The organism is Psychrobacter sp. bablab_jr014, assembly GCF_016464015.1.
Lineage (GTDB): Bacteria > Pseudomonadota > Gammaproteobacteria > Pseudomonadales > Moraxellaceae > Psychrobacter.
In genome coordinates, this window is record NZ_JACDXT010000024.1 from 24,947 (window position 1) to 41,697 (window position 16,751).

The window sequence follows — 16,751 nt, forward strand, 5'->3', positions numbered from 1 at the left end:
AGGTGTATTAATTACTTGGGTAATAAATCAAAAAATGCCGTTTGTTCTTCTTTCGTCATCTTGGTTAAGGGCACACGCACTGAACCAACATCCATGCCACCTTTTAAACAGCCTGCCTTAGCTTTTTGGTTATAATTGCCAGCTTCCATAGAATGAATGGCAGGGTAAATACGGCTCATAATTTGCTTTGCAGTATCCCAGTCGCCTTGTTGTGTAGCATTAAACAGTGCCACTTGCTCCTCTGGAAAAACGTTTGCTGCCCCTGCTATCCAGCTTTTAGCACCCCAAAAGAAAAAGTCAACAGGCTGGTCATCACAGCCACAAACCACCTCAAAGTTTGCAAAGTTGGCTTGTAACATTCGCAGCGCGTGGCTAAAGTCACCGCTACTTTCTTTGACACCGATAATGTTTGGATGCTTGGATAAATGAGCCACAGTATCAAACTCAATACTGACGCCGACACGGGCAGGAAAGTTATACATAATGATAGGTAGGTCACTGGCATCAGCGACTTTTTCAAAATGCGCGATGATGCCGTCTTGTTCAGGCAAACTATAAGGGGGTGCAGACAGCATTAAGCCGTCATAGCCTAGTGCTTTGGCTTGAGCAGCAAACTCAATTGAATGGTCAGTGGATAGACTGTTGATACCTGCGATAAGTGTCAGCTTACCTTTAGCTGCCTTAGCGATAGTCGTCATTACCAGCTCACGCTCTTGTGATGAAAAAGTGTAATACTCTCCAGTTGTGCCACACGCGACAATACCTGTCACGCCCTTATCAATAAACGCCTCAACCAGAGCAGTTAACGTTTGGGTATCCACTGCATTGTCAGCTGTGAAAGGGGTTACGATGGGAACTAAGATGCCATTGATATTCATACATATATCCTTGTAGTAAAAGATTGGTTTTGCTTTTCTATTGAACCAGTGTGAGGACGATAGATTGTTTACGTGATTAGTTAAGCGAAGACGACTTGACGAAACGACTTAAGCGATAGGGTGTTGGGTCAATCGTATGTACTTCATTAAAATAGTCGTGCGTTATCATTTGCGCACTGACCACCGCTTGCGTCAGTCCCAAATGCTGATGCCCAAAATTCAAAAATACATTGTCAATGCGATCGATAACTGGTAAAGAGTCTGCCGTTGAAGGACGAAATCCCATCCACTGCGCCGCGTCAGTCATATCTAAAGGTGCGCGTAACATCGGTTGTGCCAACTGATGTAGCATCTGTGCGCGGCGCATATTGGCTGGCGCGTTAAGGCCTGCGTACTCTACAGTGCCTGCTAAGCGTAAACCTTGCTCCATTGGCGTCATAATAAAGCGTCTGTCCATACTCGAAACAGGAATAGAAAGTCGCTGCGTCACATTGGGTAGCATCAAGTGATAACCCCGTTCCGTGTCCAGTGGCACTGAGATGCCAGTCAACTCTTTTGCCAAAGTCTTAGAGTGAGCGCCTGCTGCCAACATGACTTTATTAGCCATCATTGTGTTCTGATTGGTGACAAGTTTAAAACCATCGCCCCTACGCACAATATGCTCGACACGGCAGTGCGTTCTTACCGTCCCACCTAGCTGTCGAAAGCTATGCGTAAGCTGTGCAATCATCGCGTTAAGATTGGTCACATGGCCCGTATCAGGGAAGAACAATGCAGCAAGCTGATTATTTTGTAGTGTAGGTTCACGTTCCAAAAGCTGCTGTTGTGACAGCAGTTGATTGCTAACACCGATATCGTTTAAGCGCTTACCATGATGGGTTAAAGCATCAATGCTTCGCTGCTTTTCGACCGTCAGTAGTGAGCCTTTGACTTCAACCCAGTCATTTAAATGCCATGTGTTTGCAAACTGCTGCCACGCTTTAAGACTGTCTTGATTAAGACGTAAGAGCGCTTGGTGACTGGTATCAAAAGGCACAGCGCGCATATTCAACAGCAGCTGTATTGCCCATGGCATCAGTTGTGGTAGGTAACGCCAATCCAGTCGCAGCGCACCTGTAGGATTAAGTAGCATCGCTGGGATATGGCGCAAAATACTGGCATCAGCAATAGGAAAGACTTGTTCTGTTGCCAAATGACCAGCATTGCCAATAGATGCGCCTTGACCAATGTCATTAGCATCTATCAGTGTAACTTGGACACCGCGCGCTTGTAGCATCACTGCTGTTGTTAAGCCAATAATGCCGCCACCGATGATATGTAGCTCTGAAATCGACATAAGCCCTGCTCCTAAAACCGCGATTAAGCGGTAATGCCCCATTTAAATGGATCGTCTGTCTGTACGATAAGGTTGGTTTGTGCGCAGACATGCGCGTGACCACAAATGGTAGGAACAATGGTATTTTTTGGGTAATTAACGTCACCGCTGTCATGTAATGGCTGATATCTACCAACGAACACGCTACCGACCACGCTTTGTTGATGCCAAGGTTGCCCTGGTGCGAGGCGACCATCTGCAGCCAGACAAGCCAGCTTGGCGCTTGTGCCTGTACCACAAGGTGAGCGATCATAGGCCGCGCCTGGGCACAGTACAAAGTTTTGACTGTCAACATTTGGGGTATCACTGTCTGCAAAAAGTTCAATATGGTCTATTTCTTCACCATCTTTGCCAGTGATATTGGCGGCTACTAAGGCGCGCTTAATACTCACGCAAGCTTGAGTCAAGGTTTGCACGTTGTCCACCGCAATGCGATAGCTGTGATCACTGACTAAGAAAAACCAGTTACCACCCCATGCAATGTCGCCATATACCGTACCTATTTCAGGCACTATTACAGCTACTTGTTTTTTGTAGCGATAGGCGGGAATGTTTTGTACACTACAACTGCCGTCTGGATGCAAGGTGGCTTTAACCAAACCAACAGGCGTCTCTAACCAATGCACACCTGCTGTAATTTTATTTTGGTAGGCCATTGAGGCAATGACACCAATTGTGCCATGACCACACATGCCTAAGTAGCCTGTATTGTTAAAAAAGATGACTGCAGCAGTGGCTTTTGGATGAGTGGGTGCCAGCAACAATGCGCCAACAAGAACATCATTCCCACGCGGCTCTAAAATAATGCTTTGGCGTAAATGATCATAGCGTGTACGGAAATCATGCAGTTTGTCTTTTAAGGTTTTACCAAGTAATTTAGGAAATCCGTCATATACCATGCGGGTTGGTTCACCGCCTGTATGCGAGTCAATAATGGCAAAATTAAAAAGTGTGTTGTCCATGACCGATATTCCTATTCATCCTTAAAAAGCAGCAATACGATGATTTTTGGCGCTGACAAATCAGCCGCCCAAAACAGTTTTCAACCGCTCAGCATTGAGGTCTGTCTATAGAATGGGCTTTTTAATAAGGCGAGTCTTGTGATTTTCCAAAGAAAAAATGCGCATTTCAGCACAATGGTTTGGCGTACACTAGAAGGTTGGGTATAAAATCGGCGTGCTAAGAATACCAAGTAGCGGTCTACATTTTGGCAAAACGTGACATGGAGTCGGGAGAGAATATGCAGACGCAGTTTACAGAGGACAGTACAGCAGCCACATTAGCGGACACATTGCAAAAGCAGTGGCAGTGCAATAGTTATCGACCTGTAGATAAAGATGCATTTGTCGGTAGCGTGTCTTTACTGCTACCGCTTCTTAACACGCTACCCAACGTCGTTTTTTTTGTTAAGAATAGCCAAGCACAATATCAAATTGCTAATAAAACCTTATTAAAGCGGTGTAACTTGCAAAAGCATGACGATATTGTCGGATTTACCTCTGAGCAGATGTTTTTACATCGTCAAGGTAAAGAATATACGCTGCAAGATAAGCGCGTATTAGCGCAAGGCAAATCAGTTGTGGATAATCTGGAACTGCACAGTTATGCATCAGGTAAGCTTGGTTGGTGTATCACAAATAAGCTGCCTATTTATGATATTAATGGGCGTATTGTAGCTATGGTAGGTATATCCGTAGATATTGATGATGATGATGAACGTATTTTACGAAAACATGCGCGTTTGGCAGAAGTTGTTACGTTCGTCCGCGCCCATTTAGACACCAGAATTGCTATAGCCGATTTGGCTGAGCTGGCCAGTCTGAGTGTGTCGCAGCTAGAGCGCACGTTCAAATCAGTACTTAATATATCGCCCTCACAATTGGTACAAAAACTGCGTTTAGAATACGCTATCACCTTACTAGCAGCACCAGAAATGAGTATAACGCGCATTGCGCTCAAATGTGGTTATAATGACCATAGCGCATTCAGTCGTCAATTTAAGCAATTTACAGGCATGTCGCCGACACAGTTTCGTCGTGTACATTGCAGTTAGCTGTATTTGAGTGACGACATTCATTGTCGCTTATCTTTACCGCTGATGGCGACAGGTTACCTTTTTGCATGACTTTGTACGCGGCATTGGGTATGCTGTCTATTGCTGATAGCAGCGCTGATGATAACCCAAGATGATGTATATATTATGATGCAAGACCGCCTGATCAATCCCAACGAAACTGCCATTGATGCCCCTGACAGCAATATTCGCCCTGCATTACTGGCTGAATATATCGGTCAGCCTGTGGTGCGTGAGCAGATGGAGGTCTTTGTTGGCGCGGCGCGCGCTCGTGATGAGGCGCTCGATCATACGCTGATATTTGGACCGCCTGGGCTGGGTAAAACCACACTTGCCAATATCATTGCGCGCGAGATGGGCGGCAATCTGCGCTCAACCTCAGGTCCTGTGCTGGAGCGTGCGGGCGATTTGGCGGCGATGCTGACCAATCTTGAAGAAGGCGATGTGCTGTTTATTGATGAGATTCATCGCTTAAGTCCTGTGATTGAGGAAATTCTCTATCCTGCGATGGAGGATTTTCAGCTCGATATCATGATTGGTGAAGGTCCAGCGGCGCGCTCGATTAAGCTTGACTTGCCGCCCTTTACCTTGGTGGCGGCGACCACGCGTGCGGGATTGTTGACCTCACCACTGCGCGATCGTTTTGGTATTGTGCAGCGCCTTGAGTTTTATAGTGTGGCGGATTTGACCACGATTGTCCGTCGTGCTGCGCGTCTGATGGGTGTGTCGATGAGTGAAGAGGGCGCGGTGGAGATTGCCCGCCGTGCGCGCGGGACACCACGTATCGCCAACCGCCTGTTGCGCCGTGTGCGTGACTATGCCGAGGTCAAAAGTGATGGTCACGTGACAGGCGAGATTGCCAGTAGTGCGCTCGATATGCTCGCGGTGGATAGACGCGGACTCGATCATTTGGACAGACGCTATATTGAGATTTTGCACGAGCGTTTTGATGGCGGTCCTGCGGGTGTGGAAGCGGTCGCCGCTGCGATGGCAGAGGATAGAGGTACGCTGGAAGACGTCATTGAGCCGTATTTGATTCAACAGGGTTACGTGCTGCGTACCGCACGCGGTCGGGTGTTGACGCAAATGGCGATTGACCAAATCTAATGGTTTTTCAAATAAGATAACTTTTTAAAGACATTTATGACATGAAAAAAAGGCTTACCATTTAGGGTAAGCCTTTTTTTATCTAAACATTGCGGCTTTTTCAATTTAACTTATGGCATCAGACGAATGACCACCACGATGAGGGCAAGCGCGTAAAAGATGAGTGATACCCAACCATCAATCTGTATGGCGGCGGCGATAGCGATGGCAAAGACGGCGAGCGCCAGCCAATCATTGCGGCGCGTGTTGAGCATATCGGCACGTATTTGCTGGATTTCTCTTATTTGTTGGTCTTGGCGAGCGCCTTGAGCCGCGAGGCTTTGCACGCTTTTATCGAGCAATTTGGGCAGCTCAGCGCTAGAGAGTAGCAGCTCAGGCAGCTGGGCGCGCAGTTGTTTGAGTTTGCGTTTGGGGTCGAGCTGGGTGTGTACCCAATCGTTAATAATGGGCTTGGCAAGTGACCAAATATCAAGCGCGGGGTAGAGGTCGCGCCCGAGTCCCTCAACGTGTACCAACGTCTTGAGCAGTAGCATCAGCTGCGGCGGTATGGTCATGTGATGTTTGCGCGCAATGTCGAGTATCTGCATGAGCACCCCCGCAAAATCAATCTCATTAATCGGCTTGTTCAGCATCGGTCCGATACTGCGCTGCATATCACGCTGCAAGGCGTGCTTGTCCGCGCTGGGCGGTATCCAGCCTGCGCGACTGACGATGGTCACGAGCGCTTCAAAGTTATTATTCATCACCGAGAGCAGCAAACGCGCCACCAGCATTTGGTCATCAGGCGATAGCGAGCCCATAATCGCGCAGTCCAGTCCAATATAGCGTGGTGGGTGCGGCAGCGGTGCGGCAGTGCCTGCGCTCAACTCAGCAAGTGGCGGCGTCTCAACGAACACATTGCCAGGATGCATGTCGGCATGAAAAAAATTGTCACGGAACACTTGGGTAAAAAAGATGGTCAGCCCTTTTTCTGCCAGCGCGGCGCGGTCGTAGCCAAGCTCGTCAAAAACGTGCGTCTGCGAGATGGGCACGCCTTGAATGCGCTCCATGACCATGACATTTTTGGCGCTTAGATACACCTCAGGCACGTACATCAGCGGCGAGCCCAAAAAGTTATTGCGCATCTGCGTGGTGTTGTCCGCCTCGATGGTTAAGTCCAGCTCATTGAGCATCACTTGGCGGTAGTCTTCGACAAGGGTGATGATGTGTACCGCACGCGCCGCTTCAATACGCGCCGATGCCCAATCGGCGACATTGCGCAGCAGCTCAAAATCGCGCACGATGGTCGCCCGAATCTCAGGCCGCACCACCTTGACCACCACTTCGCGCCCGTCTGGCAGCGCCGCAGTATGCACCTGTGCGATGGAAGCCGCGGCAAGGGGCTTGGTATCAAAGCGAGCAAACAAGCTATCCAGCGGTTGTCCCAAACCTGTACGCGGCGCGATGATTTGTGCGATGGCAGTATCAGGATTAAAGGGCTTGACCTTGTCTTGTAGCTTAATGAGCTGCTCGATAATCTCAGGCGGCACAAGGTCGCGGCGCGTGGAGAGCAGTTGACCCAATTTTAAAAACAGCGTGCCCATGTCCTCAAGCGCGTACTTGATAGCGTCCTGCTGATGCTTTTTGCCCCACGCGGCAGGATGCAAGCGAATCAGCCGCGCAACGGGCGCAAGCTGCGGCATGTCTTCGATTGGTAAGTGGGTGTCGATGCGGTAGGTCGCGGCAATGCGCCACAACTCGCGCAGGCGCTTTTGATGGGATAAGAGCATGGTCAGTCGTCATATTGCCAAAAAACACGCATTATCATAGCACGAACCCAGCCAAAATGACCGCTACCGAAGTCAGGCGTTTTTTAACGCATAAAAAACCCAGCGATAGACATTGCCATCGCTGGGTATTGATACCTTTAAAGCTGAGTAGTCTTTAAAAATTTATAGCTGCTTAACACATCTTTTAAAATAGCCTAAGCAACTTGAGACGCTATCAACCATACTTGTACCGTTACGCTTTAAAGCCGCGATGTACAGCGACGATACCTGCGGTTAGGTTATTAAAGCTACAGTTTTCAAAGCCTGCCTGCTGCATCATTTGCTTCAGCGTTCTTTGGTCAGGGTGCATACGAATCGACTCTGCCAAGTACTGATAGCTCTCAGAATCGTTGGCAACGATTTTGCCCATCAACGGCAGCGCGGTGAATGAATACAAGTCATAGGCTTTTGATAATGGCTTAAAGATAGGCTTTGAAAATTCTAAAATCAGCAAGCGTCCACCTGGCTTTAATACGCGGTACATAGCGCGCAGTGCTGCGTCTTTGTCGGTCACGTTACGCAGACCAAAGCTGATGGTCACCAAGTCAAAGCTGTTGTCTTCAAACGGCGCAAGCGTTTCGGCATTGGCAAGGACGAAGTCCACATTGTTGCAGCCTGCATTAATCAGGCGTTCACGACCGACTTCGAGCATCGCCGCGTTGATGTCCGAGAGCACAACGTGACCTGTACGACCGACTTCACGGCTGAATACTTTTGCCAAATCGCCCGTACCGCCTGCGATATCAAGCACGTGTTGACCTTTACGCACGCCCGATAGGCTGATGGCATAGCGCTTCCACAAGCGATGGATACCGAATGACATCAAGTCATTCATGATGTCGTATTTTTTGGCGACCGAGGTAAAGACGTCTGCCACGCGCGCTTGTTTTTCCGACTTTTTAACGGTTTGATAGCCAAAATGCGTGTCTTCTAAGCCATCGGTGTCTGGCGTGTGCGGGTTGTTAATGTCGTCACGTGGGTTAAACGTGGTTTGGCTGGTGATGGTTGGGCTTTCGCTCGGTGCAGCAAGTGGCTGCTGTTGCCCTTGTGGCGCACCCGCTGGCAAGTCGGTCACATTCGTAAACGTGTCATCTTTTTCAGCTACCTTGTCTGCTGGCGCAACAGGAGCGTCCGCTTTTGGTGCGCCTTTGGTTTGCTCGTTTAGTGCTTTTTGCGCATCTAAGCTGTCTTGAACCAGTTTGTCTTGTACGTTATCGGTGGTGTCGGTCGTTGTTTTTGTGGCGTTACTCATTATCTTATCCGTTTTTTTTGGTGGGTCAGTAGGGCAGTGCGCTTACTGAGAGGTTTTAACTGATTAATGACAGAGTCATTCGCATTATCTTTGCGCCAGTTTTTAGCTGTATCTTATTCTATAAACCAAAAGCGCTTTTGCTGTCGGTCGCTTGCGGCTGGTGTACACGCTCAATCAGCGCCAGCTCACGCTCGCAGAATGGGTCAATAAACGTACCCACGCTCTTTAGTGGCTTCATGGCCTCAAAGCCTGCTTCGATAAAGTCATATAAAGGCTGATAGTTACGGCGATAGGCGGTGCTTTTTGCTAAGGCAAATGCCTTTCTTAGCATAAATGAGTTTAAATCTTTATCGGTGCGGTAGCAGACTTCTTTTAGGTTGCGAATTTGTGTACGGCGTTTGTCCGCTTCATCGACGGCGCGATAGGCGGCGAGCATATTGTCATCATTAACTGGCAAGTCTTCTTTTAGTAGCCACTCGGCCAAATGCATGTCCAACTCAATCGCTAGGATGGATGCTTGAATTGCCAGTCCGCCTGCTTGGAGTGCCGATTCTTTTGCCAGTTTTTCGATTTTTTTGGTTTTTGGCAAGATACGCTCAAGCTGCTTAGCAAGCAGGCTAAATTCTGCGCCGCCATAAAGTTTATTTAAAAAATAGTTTGCCATCGGTTTGTTTTTTGGCTGCTCAAACATTTGGCGATGCGTGTTACGAATGCGGTCACGCTGCCATGCTTGTACTTCGTTTAACTTTATATTAAGTGCCTCGTCTTGGTGGTACGGCAGCGACCAATAGTGAGTAATGTGTTGTTGCAGTTCAGTCAACGCGGCCATGACAAGCTATCCTCTATTAAATATCAATTAATGTTAAAAATGAGCAAAAAATAAAAAAACGCACTGACGACCATAATTCTTTTTTGGTATTCGCGCAGCACGATAAGCGCCAAATGTTTGCGCAATGTGGCGTGCTGTTCAAGCATACCATTATTCAGCGTCCGCCACCTTAAAAGAAACGCAAATCAAATACAAATGCAAACGGTTACAAGATGCCACGGGCGCAAGTGCTATGCTTTTAGAACAAAAATAGCAGTCATAAAGAGCAACTATCAAGGAGCAGCGCTCATGGCAAAAGACAAAGCGAAAAAAAACGATAAAAACAGCGATACATCCAATAAGAAAAATAAAAAGTCAGAAGCCAGTACCGAAACCTTCCCCAGCGTGCATGAGGCATTATTGACGCCCAATCCACTGAGCCAATTTGCGCTCGATGATGATGCCTTGCGCTTGGCACTGATTACCGCGCAATATGCCCTACGTGCCACACGCCAAAGCGAACACAAAAACGATACGGCAAGTGCGCCCACACCGACAGGTTTGTTGGTGCTGGTCAATGGCATGGAGCAGGCGGGCAAAGGCGCGGCGGTCAAGCAGTTGCGCGAATGGGTTGACCCAAGATTACTCAAAGTCGAAGCCACCATCGGTACTGCGCCGCAACCAGCACAGCCCGTTTGGCAAGCGCATACGCACACTTTGCCACGTACAGGTGAAGTGATGGTATATTTTGGCAACTGGTATGCCGATTTGATTTATCACGTCATGCGTATGATGAGTGAGGCTAAAGCCAAAGATAATGGCGGGTCTAAAGGTAAGGACAAGTCTGCCAAAAAAGAGCTTAAAAAAAGATGGCAAAGTTATCTACAGCAGCAGCTCGCGCGCCTTAGCGCCTTTGAGCGCGACTTGGCAGCCAATCAAACCAAATTGCTCAAATGCTGGTTTCACATTGATGCCGATACCTTAAAAGACCGACTGCATGACGACGATGCCGACCCTGAATTTTTGTATCAAATTGATTGGGAAGACAAAGCGGTCTTAAAAATGTTTAATAAAGTCGCTGCGACCCTGATTGAGCAGCAAAGCGACTGGGTGATTATTGACGGCACGGATAAGGCGCGCGCCACTCAGCGCTTTTGTCATGAGGTCTTGCACGCCATGCAGCACACGTTGGTCAGTAGCGAGCAGCCGCCTTGTAATGATGCGACAGGCGATGCTTTTGAATGCGTGCCGATTCCTGAGGTATTGACCGACATTGGCGACCCTGATATGAATAAGGACGACTATCGTCAAGAACTGGCGGACAAGCAAAGCCGTTTGGCAGCGCTCCTACGTGCGCGTGGGGACAGGCACGTGGTGTTTGCTTTTGAAGGCATGGACGCAGCAGGTAAGGGCGGCGCGATTAAGCGCTTGGTGGCACCACTCGACCCGCGTGAATATCAGGTGTACAACATCGGTGCGCCTATGAATTACGAGCTGGAGCACCCGTATCTGTGGCGCTTTTGGACGCGGCTGCCTAATGCGCGTACCGACCGCATCAGCCGCGTGGCGATTTTTGACCGCACATGGTATGGCAGGGTGTTGGTAGAGCGCGTTGAAGGCTTTGCCAAAGACTGCGAATGGCAGCGCGCTTATGCCGAAATCAATCGTTTTGAAGCCGACTTGGTACAGTCAGGTACAGTTGTCTTAAAATACTGGTTAGCGATTGATAAACAAACCCAGCTTGAGCGTTTTGAAGCCCGCAAAAACACACCGCATAAAGAATACAAGCTGACCGATGATGATTGGCGCAACCGCGATAAATGGGAGGACTACGTCCAAGCTGCCGCCGATATGCTGGCGCGTACGGATACTGACGCTGCACCATGGCACATTATAGCCACCAACGACAAGCGCCGCGCTCGCTTGCAAGTGCTCGAGCATGCCATCAATCAGCTACAAAATGGCTGATAGTTTACGCTAACTGCTTGAATCGTCATAAAAATATGAAATGCAAAATGACTGGTTATACTCACGATTGTCTTTGACAAAAGTGTCAAAGTTACCATAATAGGGCTGCCACGAGGTACAATCGACGTGGCAGTTACCTAACGTTATCTTAGAATGTGTCAACATGGCGGTAAATATCGACACAGAACCATGCATTCTAGATACATATCTAATATAATAGGCGGCGCATCATCCTCTTGACAGCTTTAGCATTTCGCGTCTAGCACCTTTTTAGTCGATTCAGACAGACGCGCTCTAGCCGCGGTATGATGCCCAACATTCCCACTTGTGCCGACACCCCATGCTGATACTAAGCGTGGCGCATTGGCTCAGGTGTTTATTCGCACTATTTTTATAAGCTGACGCAGGGCATATCAACCTATGGGTATTAGCAGCAGTTCTACGCAACCGATCAAAAAAGTCGGTTCGATGAGAGTGAATCTCTTCTTTGCCATTCTTATGATTGTGATGACCATTTACTTCTTGTGGTGGGGTATTGGATACACCTTGCATCAGCAAACATTACTGTTTGTGGTCGCCACCGCCTTTGGTGTTTTCATGGCGTTTAACATCGGTGGTAATGATGTTGCCAACTCCTTCGGCACCTCAGTCGGCGCGGGGACACTGACCATCCCACAAGCACTTGGCGTTGCCGCGATTTTTGAAGTCTCAGGCGCAGTGCTGGCAGGTGGTGAGGTAACCGACACCATCCGTAAAGGCATTGTGGACTTAGATGGTCTGTCTGTGACGCCCAATCAGTTTATTTACGTCATGCTCTCCGCTTTGATTGCGGCGGCGTTTTGGCTATTGTTTGCCACGCGTAAGGGCTTGCCTGTATCCACCACGCACTCGATTATTGGCGGTGTGATTGGTAGCTCGATTGTCCTTGGTATTTATGTCGGCGGCACCGACATGGCGCTGTCTACTGTCGATTGGGGCACCATCGGTCAAATTGCCATCTCATGGGTACTGTCACCTGTTTTAGGCGGTGTCTTGTCGTACATCCTTTACGGTCAGATTAAGAAAAACATCATTGATTATAATGATATGACCGAAGCGCGCATTCATGACCTAAAACAAGCCAAAAAAGCGCTCAAGCAAAACCACAAAGAATTTTTTGACAAGCTATCTGAGTCACTCCAGCTGTCGTATACTTCAGCGATGCTCCGCGATCAAGAAATCTATAAAGACGACGACTGCGCGCGTGAAGACCTAGAAACCGACTATTATCAAAATCTATATGACATTGAGCGTGAGCGCGGCAGTTTGGACACGCTAAAAGCGATTAAGAAATGGGTACCGCTCATTGCTGCAGGGGGTGGTGTGGTCATGACCGCCTTAGTCGTATTTAAAGGCTTAAAGAACGTCAATAGCTCATTGAGTAACCTAAATGGCTTCTTAATCATGGGTATGATTGGCGCACTGGTGTGGCTTGCGACCTTTATCTATACCAAAAGTATCCGTGGTAAGCATAAAGAAGATTTGAGCAAGGCCACCTTTATTATGTTTAGCTGGATGCAGGTCTTTACTGCCTCAGCTTTTGCTTTTAGTCACGGCTCAAACGACATCGCCAACGCCGTCGGACCATTTGCAGCGATTATGGACGTGATTCGTAATAACAGCATTGCCGCACAAGCTGCCGTGCCTTCAGCAGTCATGTTAACCTTTGGTGTGGCACTGATTGTCGGTCTTTGGTTTATTGGTAAAGAAGTCATCCAGACCGTCGGTACCAACCTTGCCAAAATGCACCCAGCCTCAGGCTTTTCAGCTGAGCTTGCTGCTGCTGCGGTCGTTATGGGCGCATCGACTATGGGTCTGCCTGTCTCAAGTACGCATACCTTAGTCGGGGCGGTACTGGGTATCGGTATTGTTAATAAAAATACCAACTGGGCTCTGATGAAGCCAATCGGCCTTGCTTGGGTCATTACCTTGCCAGCGGCTGCGGCCATGTCTGCCATTAGCTTTGTGGTTTTAGACAAGATTTTCTAATCAACTTTCTAGGGCGTGTCTTCATTTTAAAAATGGTGATACAGGGAGATTAAAGGTATTTTTCGCAGCCACAGCAAGCAAGAAAAATGCCTTTAATCGAGTGCACCTATTATGTTGTGTCGTTTATTTAGATGTGACCGCACAAACAATAAAAAAGCGTACTGCCAATCGGGAGTACGCTTTTTTTATAAAACTTATAGTGTTAAGAAGACCATCAATCTGTACCAAACTGTTGGCGTTTTTTGGCAAAAAAGCGATCCAAACGATCCATCGCATCTTCAAGGTTTAATAAATTGGGCAAGAAAACCACGCGAAAATGGTCAGGTTTGTCCCAGTTAAAGCCCGTCCCTTGTACCATCAAGACCTTTTCTTCAACCAACAAATCCATCATAAACTGCATGTCGTTTTTGACAGGGTAGATTTCAGGGTCCATCTTTGGAAAGCAATAAAACGCGCCTTGTGGCTTAGTGCAAGAAATACCCTTAATCGCATTGAGACGCGAAATGGCCATTTCTCGCTGCTTGTATAAGCGGCCTGTCTCTGCGGTCAGCTCCTGCATGCTTTGATGACCGCCCATCGCGGTTTGGATAGCGTGCTGCGCAGGCGCGTTGGCACATAGGCGCATTGAGGCGAGCATGTCCAAGCCTTCGATAAAGTCGCTGGCGTGGTCTTTTTTGCCTGAGACCAGCATCCACCCTGCGCGAAAGCCTGCAATACGGTGCGACTTGGACAAGCCATTATAAGACAGTACCAGCGCTTCATCGGTCAGTGTACACATCGGTGTATGTACCACATCATCATAAAGCACGCGGTCATAAATCTCATCCGCCATAATCACCAAATTGTGCTCGACCGCCAAATCTACGATTTGTTTTAATACCTCATTTGAGTACAGCGCGCCTGTCGGATTGTTTGGGTTAATTACCACGATGCCCTTGGTCTTGTCCGTGATTTTTGACTTGATGTCTTCAATATCAGGATGCCAGTTGTCGTCCTCATTGCAGCGATAATGCACCGCCGTACCGCCTGACAAATTAGCGGCTGCCGTCCATAGCGGATAATCGGGCATCGGAATCAACACCTCATCACCGTCATTCATCAGCGCTTGCATGGTCATCACAATCAGCTCAGACACGCCATTGCCCAAATATACATCGCGCACATCGACCGCCGACAGCAAGCCCTTAGATTGGTAATACTGCAACACTGCCTTACGCGCCGAAAAAATGCCTTGCGAGTCTGAATAGCCTGTCGCTTCGGTCAAATTCATTGACACATCACGCAAAATCTCATGCGGCGCCTCTAAACCAAATGGTGCAGGGTTGCCGACATTGAGCTTAATAATTCGGTGACCGTCGGTTTCCATTTTATTCGCCGTTTGTAGCAGCGGGCCGCGAATGTCATAGCAGACGTTTTTAAGTTTGGTAGATTTGGTTAATGGTTTCATAGCGTGACCTGTTGTCGCCGATTGAGATAAAAAAGATGAAGAAGACGTATCAAATATAGTGGGTGCTGTTGACGCCTTAGCGGGTGTATCAGCTGGCATAATCTCAGCGTCTTCTCCGCGCAGCAGGTAGCCCTCAGTACAGCCTAAGAGTCGCGCAAGGGTAGGCAGCTTTGAGGACACAATGCCATTGGTGCCGCGTTCCCAGTTTGAAATCGCACCTCGACTAACTTTAGCGCCTGCCTCGGTCATCGCTTGCGCCAGCTGTTCTGCCGTAAGCCCCTTATCACGGCGCAAGCGCACCAAACGCGCTGCCTGTGCCAGTCGGTCTTTACTTGTCTGATCCGTCATAAAACAGTAAATCCTCTGCAGATGAGGTAATAATCATAGTTTTAAATGCAAGATATTATTGCAAATAAAATAATTTGGCAAATGTATTCTGATAAATTTTATTAAATCATTACATTTTGCAAGTAAATCTTGCATTTTATAAATAACGAATTGCCTAATGAATGAATTGTGACCAGATATCAACAATTCGTAGCACAACACTGGTAAAACAGACTGGTCATCACCATATTAAAAGCGCACACTGAACCAACATAGATACTTGAGAGTTTTAAGGAAACAACATGCAAGACAACCAACTGACCAAAGAAGAAATTGCCCAACTGACAGATGCTGACTGGAGAGAGCGCCTAAGCGACGAAGAGTATCAAATCATGCGTGAAAAGGGCACAGAACGCCCATTCACTGGCGTGTATAACGATACTACCGATGATGGCGTGTATCGCTGTAAAGGCTGCGGCGCAAAGCTGTTTGATGCGGATAATAAGTTTAACGCAGGTTGCGGCTGGCCGAGCTTTGACCAAACCATCGACAACAGCGCCATTGACGAGCACCTAGACACCTCACTTGGCATGCGCCGTACCGAAGTCACTTGCAGCAACTGCGGTGCGCATTTGGGTCACGTCTTTCCAGATGGCCCGCGCGAGACCACAGGCATGCGCTACTGCATCAATTCTGTAGCACTTGAGCTGGATACAGATGCCAAAGAATAATTAACAGCCGTTAATCGCTAAACAGAGCGTGTGATAAACGCATGCTCTGTTTACTATGAGAACACAGTGATAAGCAACGATTAAAATAATCATAATAAGGAAAACATTATGGACAACATCTATCAGTTTGACGCCGAGCGCTTAGATGGCAGCATGCAGTCATTCGCAGACTATAAAGGCAAAGTATTGCTCATCGTCAATACCGCCAGCAAATGCGGACTGACGCCGCAATACGAAGGGCTAGAGCAGCTGTATCAGACCTATAAGGACCAAGGGCTGGTTATCATCGGTTTTCCTTGCAACCAGTTTGGGCATCAAGAACCGGGTGACGCCTCAGAGATTGGGCAGTTTTGCCAAAAGAATTATGGGGTTAGCTTTCCAATGATGGCGAAGGTTGATGTCAACGGCAGCGATGCGCATCCCATCTATAAGTGGCTAAAAGAACAAAAAGGCGGCGTTCTGCTGGATGCGATTAAATGGAACTTCAGCAAGTTTTTAATCAATCGTGAGGGTCAAGTGGTCGAGCGTTATGCGCCAACGACCGAGCCAAAAGCCTTAACTGACGATATCGAAGCACAGCTTGCACAAAAAAGTGTATAAAGTAGCGCTAAATAATCACAGCGAAAACAATATCTTATAAAAAACTTTAAAAAAAGGCTAAAATAACTGCAAAAAGTGTTTGACAGGGATATGTAAATCTATATAATACACACCCACAGCAAGGGGCTAAACAAAACAAGCCTAGCTGGTTAAGTTAACATCGAGTGTGACAGCTGATGATAGCTTACTAAGAAAATCTCTTAAAGATTTTCGCGATACATATAGTTATCGAGTTTTTAGAATTTACGAAAATGTAAATTCTCTTGCGCTCGGACGAAGCAGTGCTTCGCTATATCCTCGCTCAGGGTGATTAGCTCAGTTGGTAGAGCGTCTGCCTTACACGCAGAA

The 16,751-nt window shown here is 47.8% G+C and carries 13 protein-coding genes; 6 read left to right on the forward strand and 7 right to left on the reverse strand.

Features of this window, described 5'->3' with window-relative positions:
* Positions 1-11: 11 nt before the first annotated feature.
* From dapA to JIE71_RS07110, 3 genes are all read right to left on the reverse strand, one after another.
* Positions 12-878 (reverse strand): 4-hydroxy-tetrahydrodipicolinate synthase, encoded by an 867-nt coding sequence (gene dapA, locus JIE71_RS07100; protein ID WP_199508043.1) that lies wholly within the window; start codon positions 876-878, stop codon positions 12-14.
* Between the two features lie 76 nt (positions 879-954).
* On the reverse strand, positions 955-2,214 hold the full coding sequence (locus JIE71_RS07105) for an NAD(P)/FAD-dependent oxidoreductase (RefSeq protein WP_199508044.1): 1,260 nt from the start codon (positions 2,212-2,214) through the stop codon (positions 955-957).
* 23 nt (positions 2,215-2,237) lie between these two features.
* Positions 2,238-3,215, reverse strand: coding sequence for a proline racemase family protein (locus tag JIE71_RS07110; RefSeq protein ID WP_199508045.1), 978 nt, complete (start codon positions 3,213-3,215; stop codon positions 2,238-2,240).
* A gap of 245 nt (positions 3,216-3,460) precedes the next feature.
* Here JIE71_RS07110 and JIE71_RS07115 point away from each other — a divergent pair, with 245 nt between their 5' ends.
* Together JIE71_RS07115 and ruvB are read left to right on the forward strand one after the other, a co-directional pair.
* Complete coding sequence (locus tag JIE71_RS07115; RefSeq protein WP_228284580.1) at positions 3,461-4,306, forward strand: AraC family transcriptional regulator; 846 nt, start codon at positions 3,461-3,463, stop codon at positions 4,304-4,306.
* Positions 4,307-4,456: 150 nt separating this feature from the next.
* Entirely contained in the window at positions 4,457-5,434 is a 978-nt protein-coding gene (gene ruvB / locus JIE71_RS07120) for a Holliday junction branch migration DNA helicase RuvB (RefSeq protein ID WP_199508057.1), read from the forward strand.
* A gap of 110 nt (positions 5,435-5,544) precedes the next feature.
* Here the strand turns inward: ruvB and JIE71_RS07125 are convergent, their stop codons facing one another.
* The 3 genes from JIE71_RS07125 to JIE71_RS07135 form a co-directional block, all read right to left on the reverse strand.
* Positions 5,545-7,203: an ABC1 kinase family protein gene (locus tag JIE71_RS07125; protein ID WP_199508046.1), complete on the reverse strand. Its 1,659-nt coding sequence runs from the start codon at positions 7,201-7,203 to the stop codon at positions 5,545-5,547.
* Between the two features lie 232 nt (positions 7,204-7,435).
* Complete coding sequence (gene ubiE, locus JIE71_RS07130; protein ID WP_199508047.1) at positions 7,436-8,494, reverse strand: bifunctional demethylmenaquinone methyltransferase/2-methoxy-6-polyprenyl-1,4-benzoquinol methylase UbiE; 1,059 nt, start codon at positions 8,492-8,494, stop codon at positions 7,436-7,438.
* 118 nt (positions 8,495-8,612) lie between these two features.
* Entirely contained in the window at positions 8,613-9,323 is a 711-nt protein-coding gene (locus tag JIE71_RS07135; protein ID WP_199508048.1) for an FFLEELY motif protein, read from the reverse strand.
* A 288-nt stretch (positions 9,324-9,611) separates the two neighbouring features.
* Between JIE71_RS07135 and JIE71_RS07140 the strand changes: the two genes are divergently transcribed.
* Positions 9,612-11,270: an ATPase gene (locus tag JIE71_RS07140; RefSeq protein ID WP_199508049.1), complete on the forward strand. Its 1,659-nt coding sequence runs from the start codon at positions 9,612-9,614 to the stop codon at positions 11,268-11,270.
* A 420-nt stretch (positions 11,271-11,690) separates the two neighbouring features.
* On the forward strand, positions 11,691-13,298 hold the full coding sequence (locus tag JIE71_RS07145) for an inorganic phosphate transporter (protein ID WP_199508050.1): 1,608 nt from the start codon (positions 11,691-11,693) through the stop codon (positions 13,296-13,298).
* A gap of 214 nt (positions 13,299-13,512) precedes the next feature.
* Here the strand turns inward: JIE71_RS07145 and JIE71_RS07150 are convergent, their stop codons facing one another.
* Entirely contained in the window at positions 13,513-15,093 is a 1,581-nt protein-coding gene (locus JIE71_RS07150; protein WP_199508051.1) for an aminotransferase class I/II-fold pyridoxal phosphate-dependent enzyme, read from the reverse strand.
* Between the two features lie 281 nt (positions 15,094-15,374).
* Between JIE71_RS07150 and msrB the strand changes: the two genes are divergently transcribed.
* Positions 15,375-15,803 carry a peptide-methionine (R)-S-oxide reductase MsrB gene (gene msrB / locus JIE71_RS07155; protein ID WP_199508052.1) on the forward strand — a complete coding sequence of 143 codons (429 nt, stop codon included), beginning with the start codon at positions 15,375-15,377 and terminating at the stop codon, positions 15,801-15,803.
* A 108-nt stretch (positions 15,804-15,911) separates the two neighbouring features.
* Entirely contained in the window at positions 15,912-16,403 is a 492-nt protein-coding gene (locus JIE71_RS07160; protein ID WP_199508053.1) for a glutathione peroxidase, read from the forward strand.
* Positions 16,404-16,751: the final 348 nt, after the last annotated feature.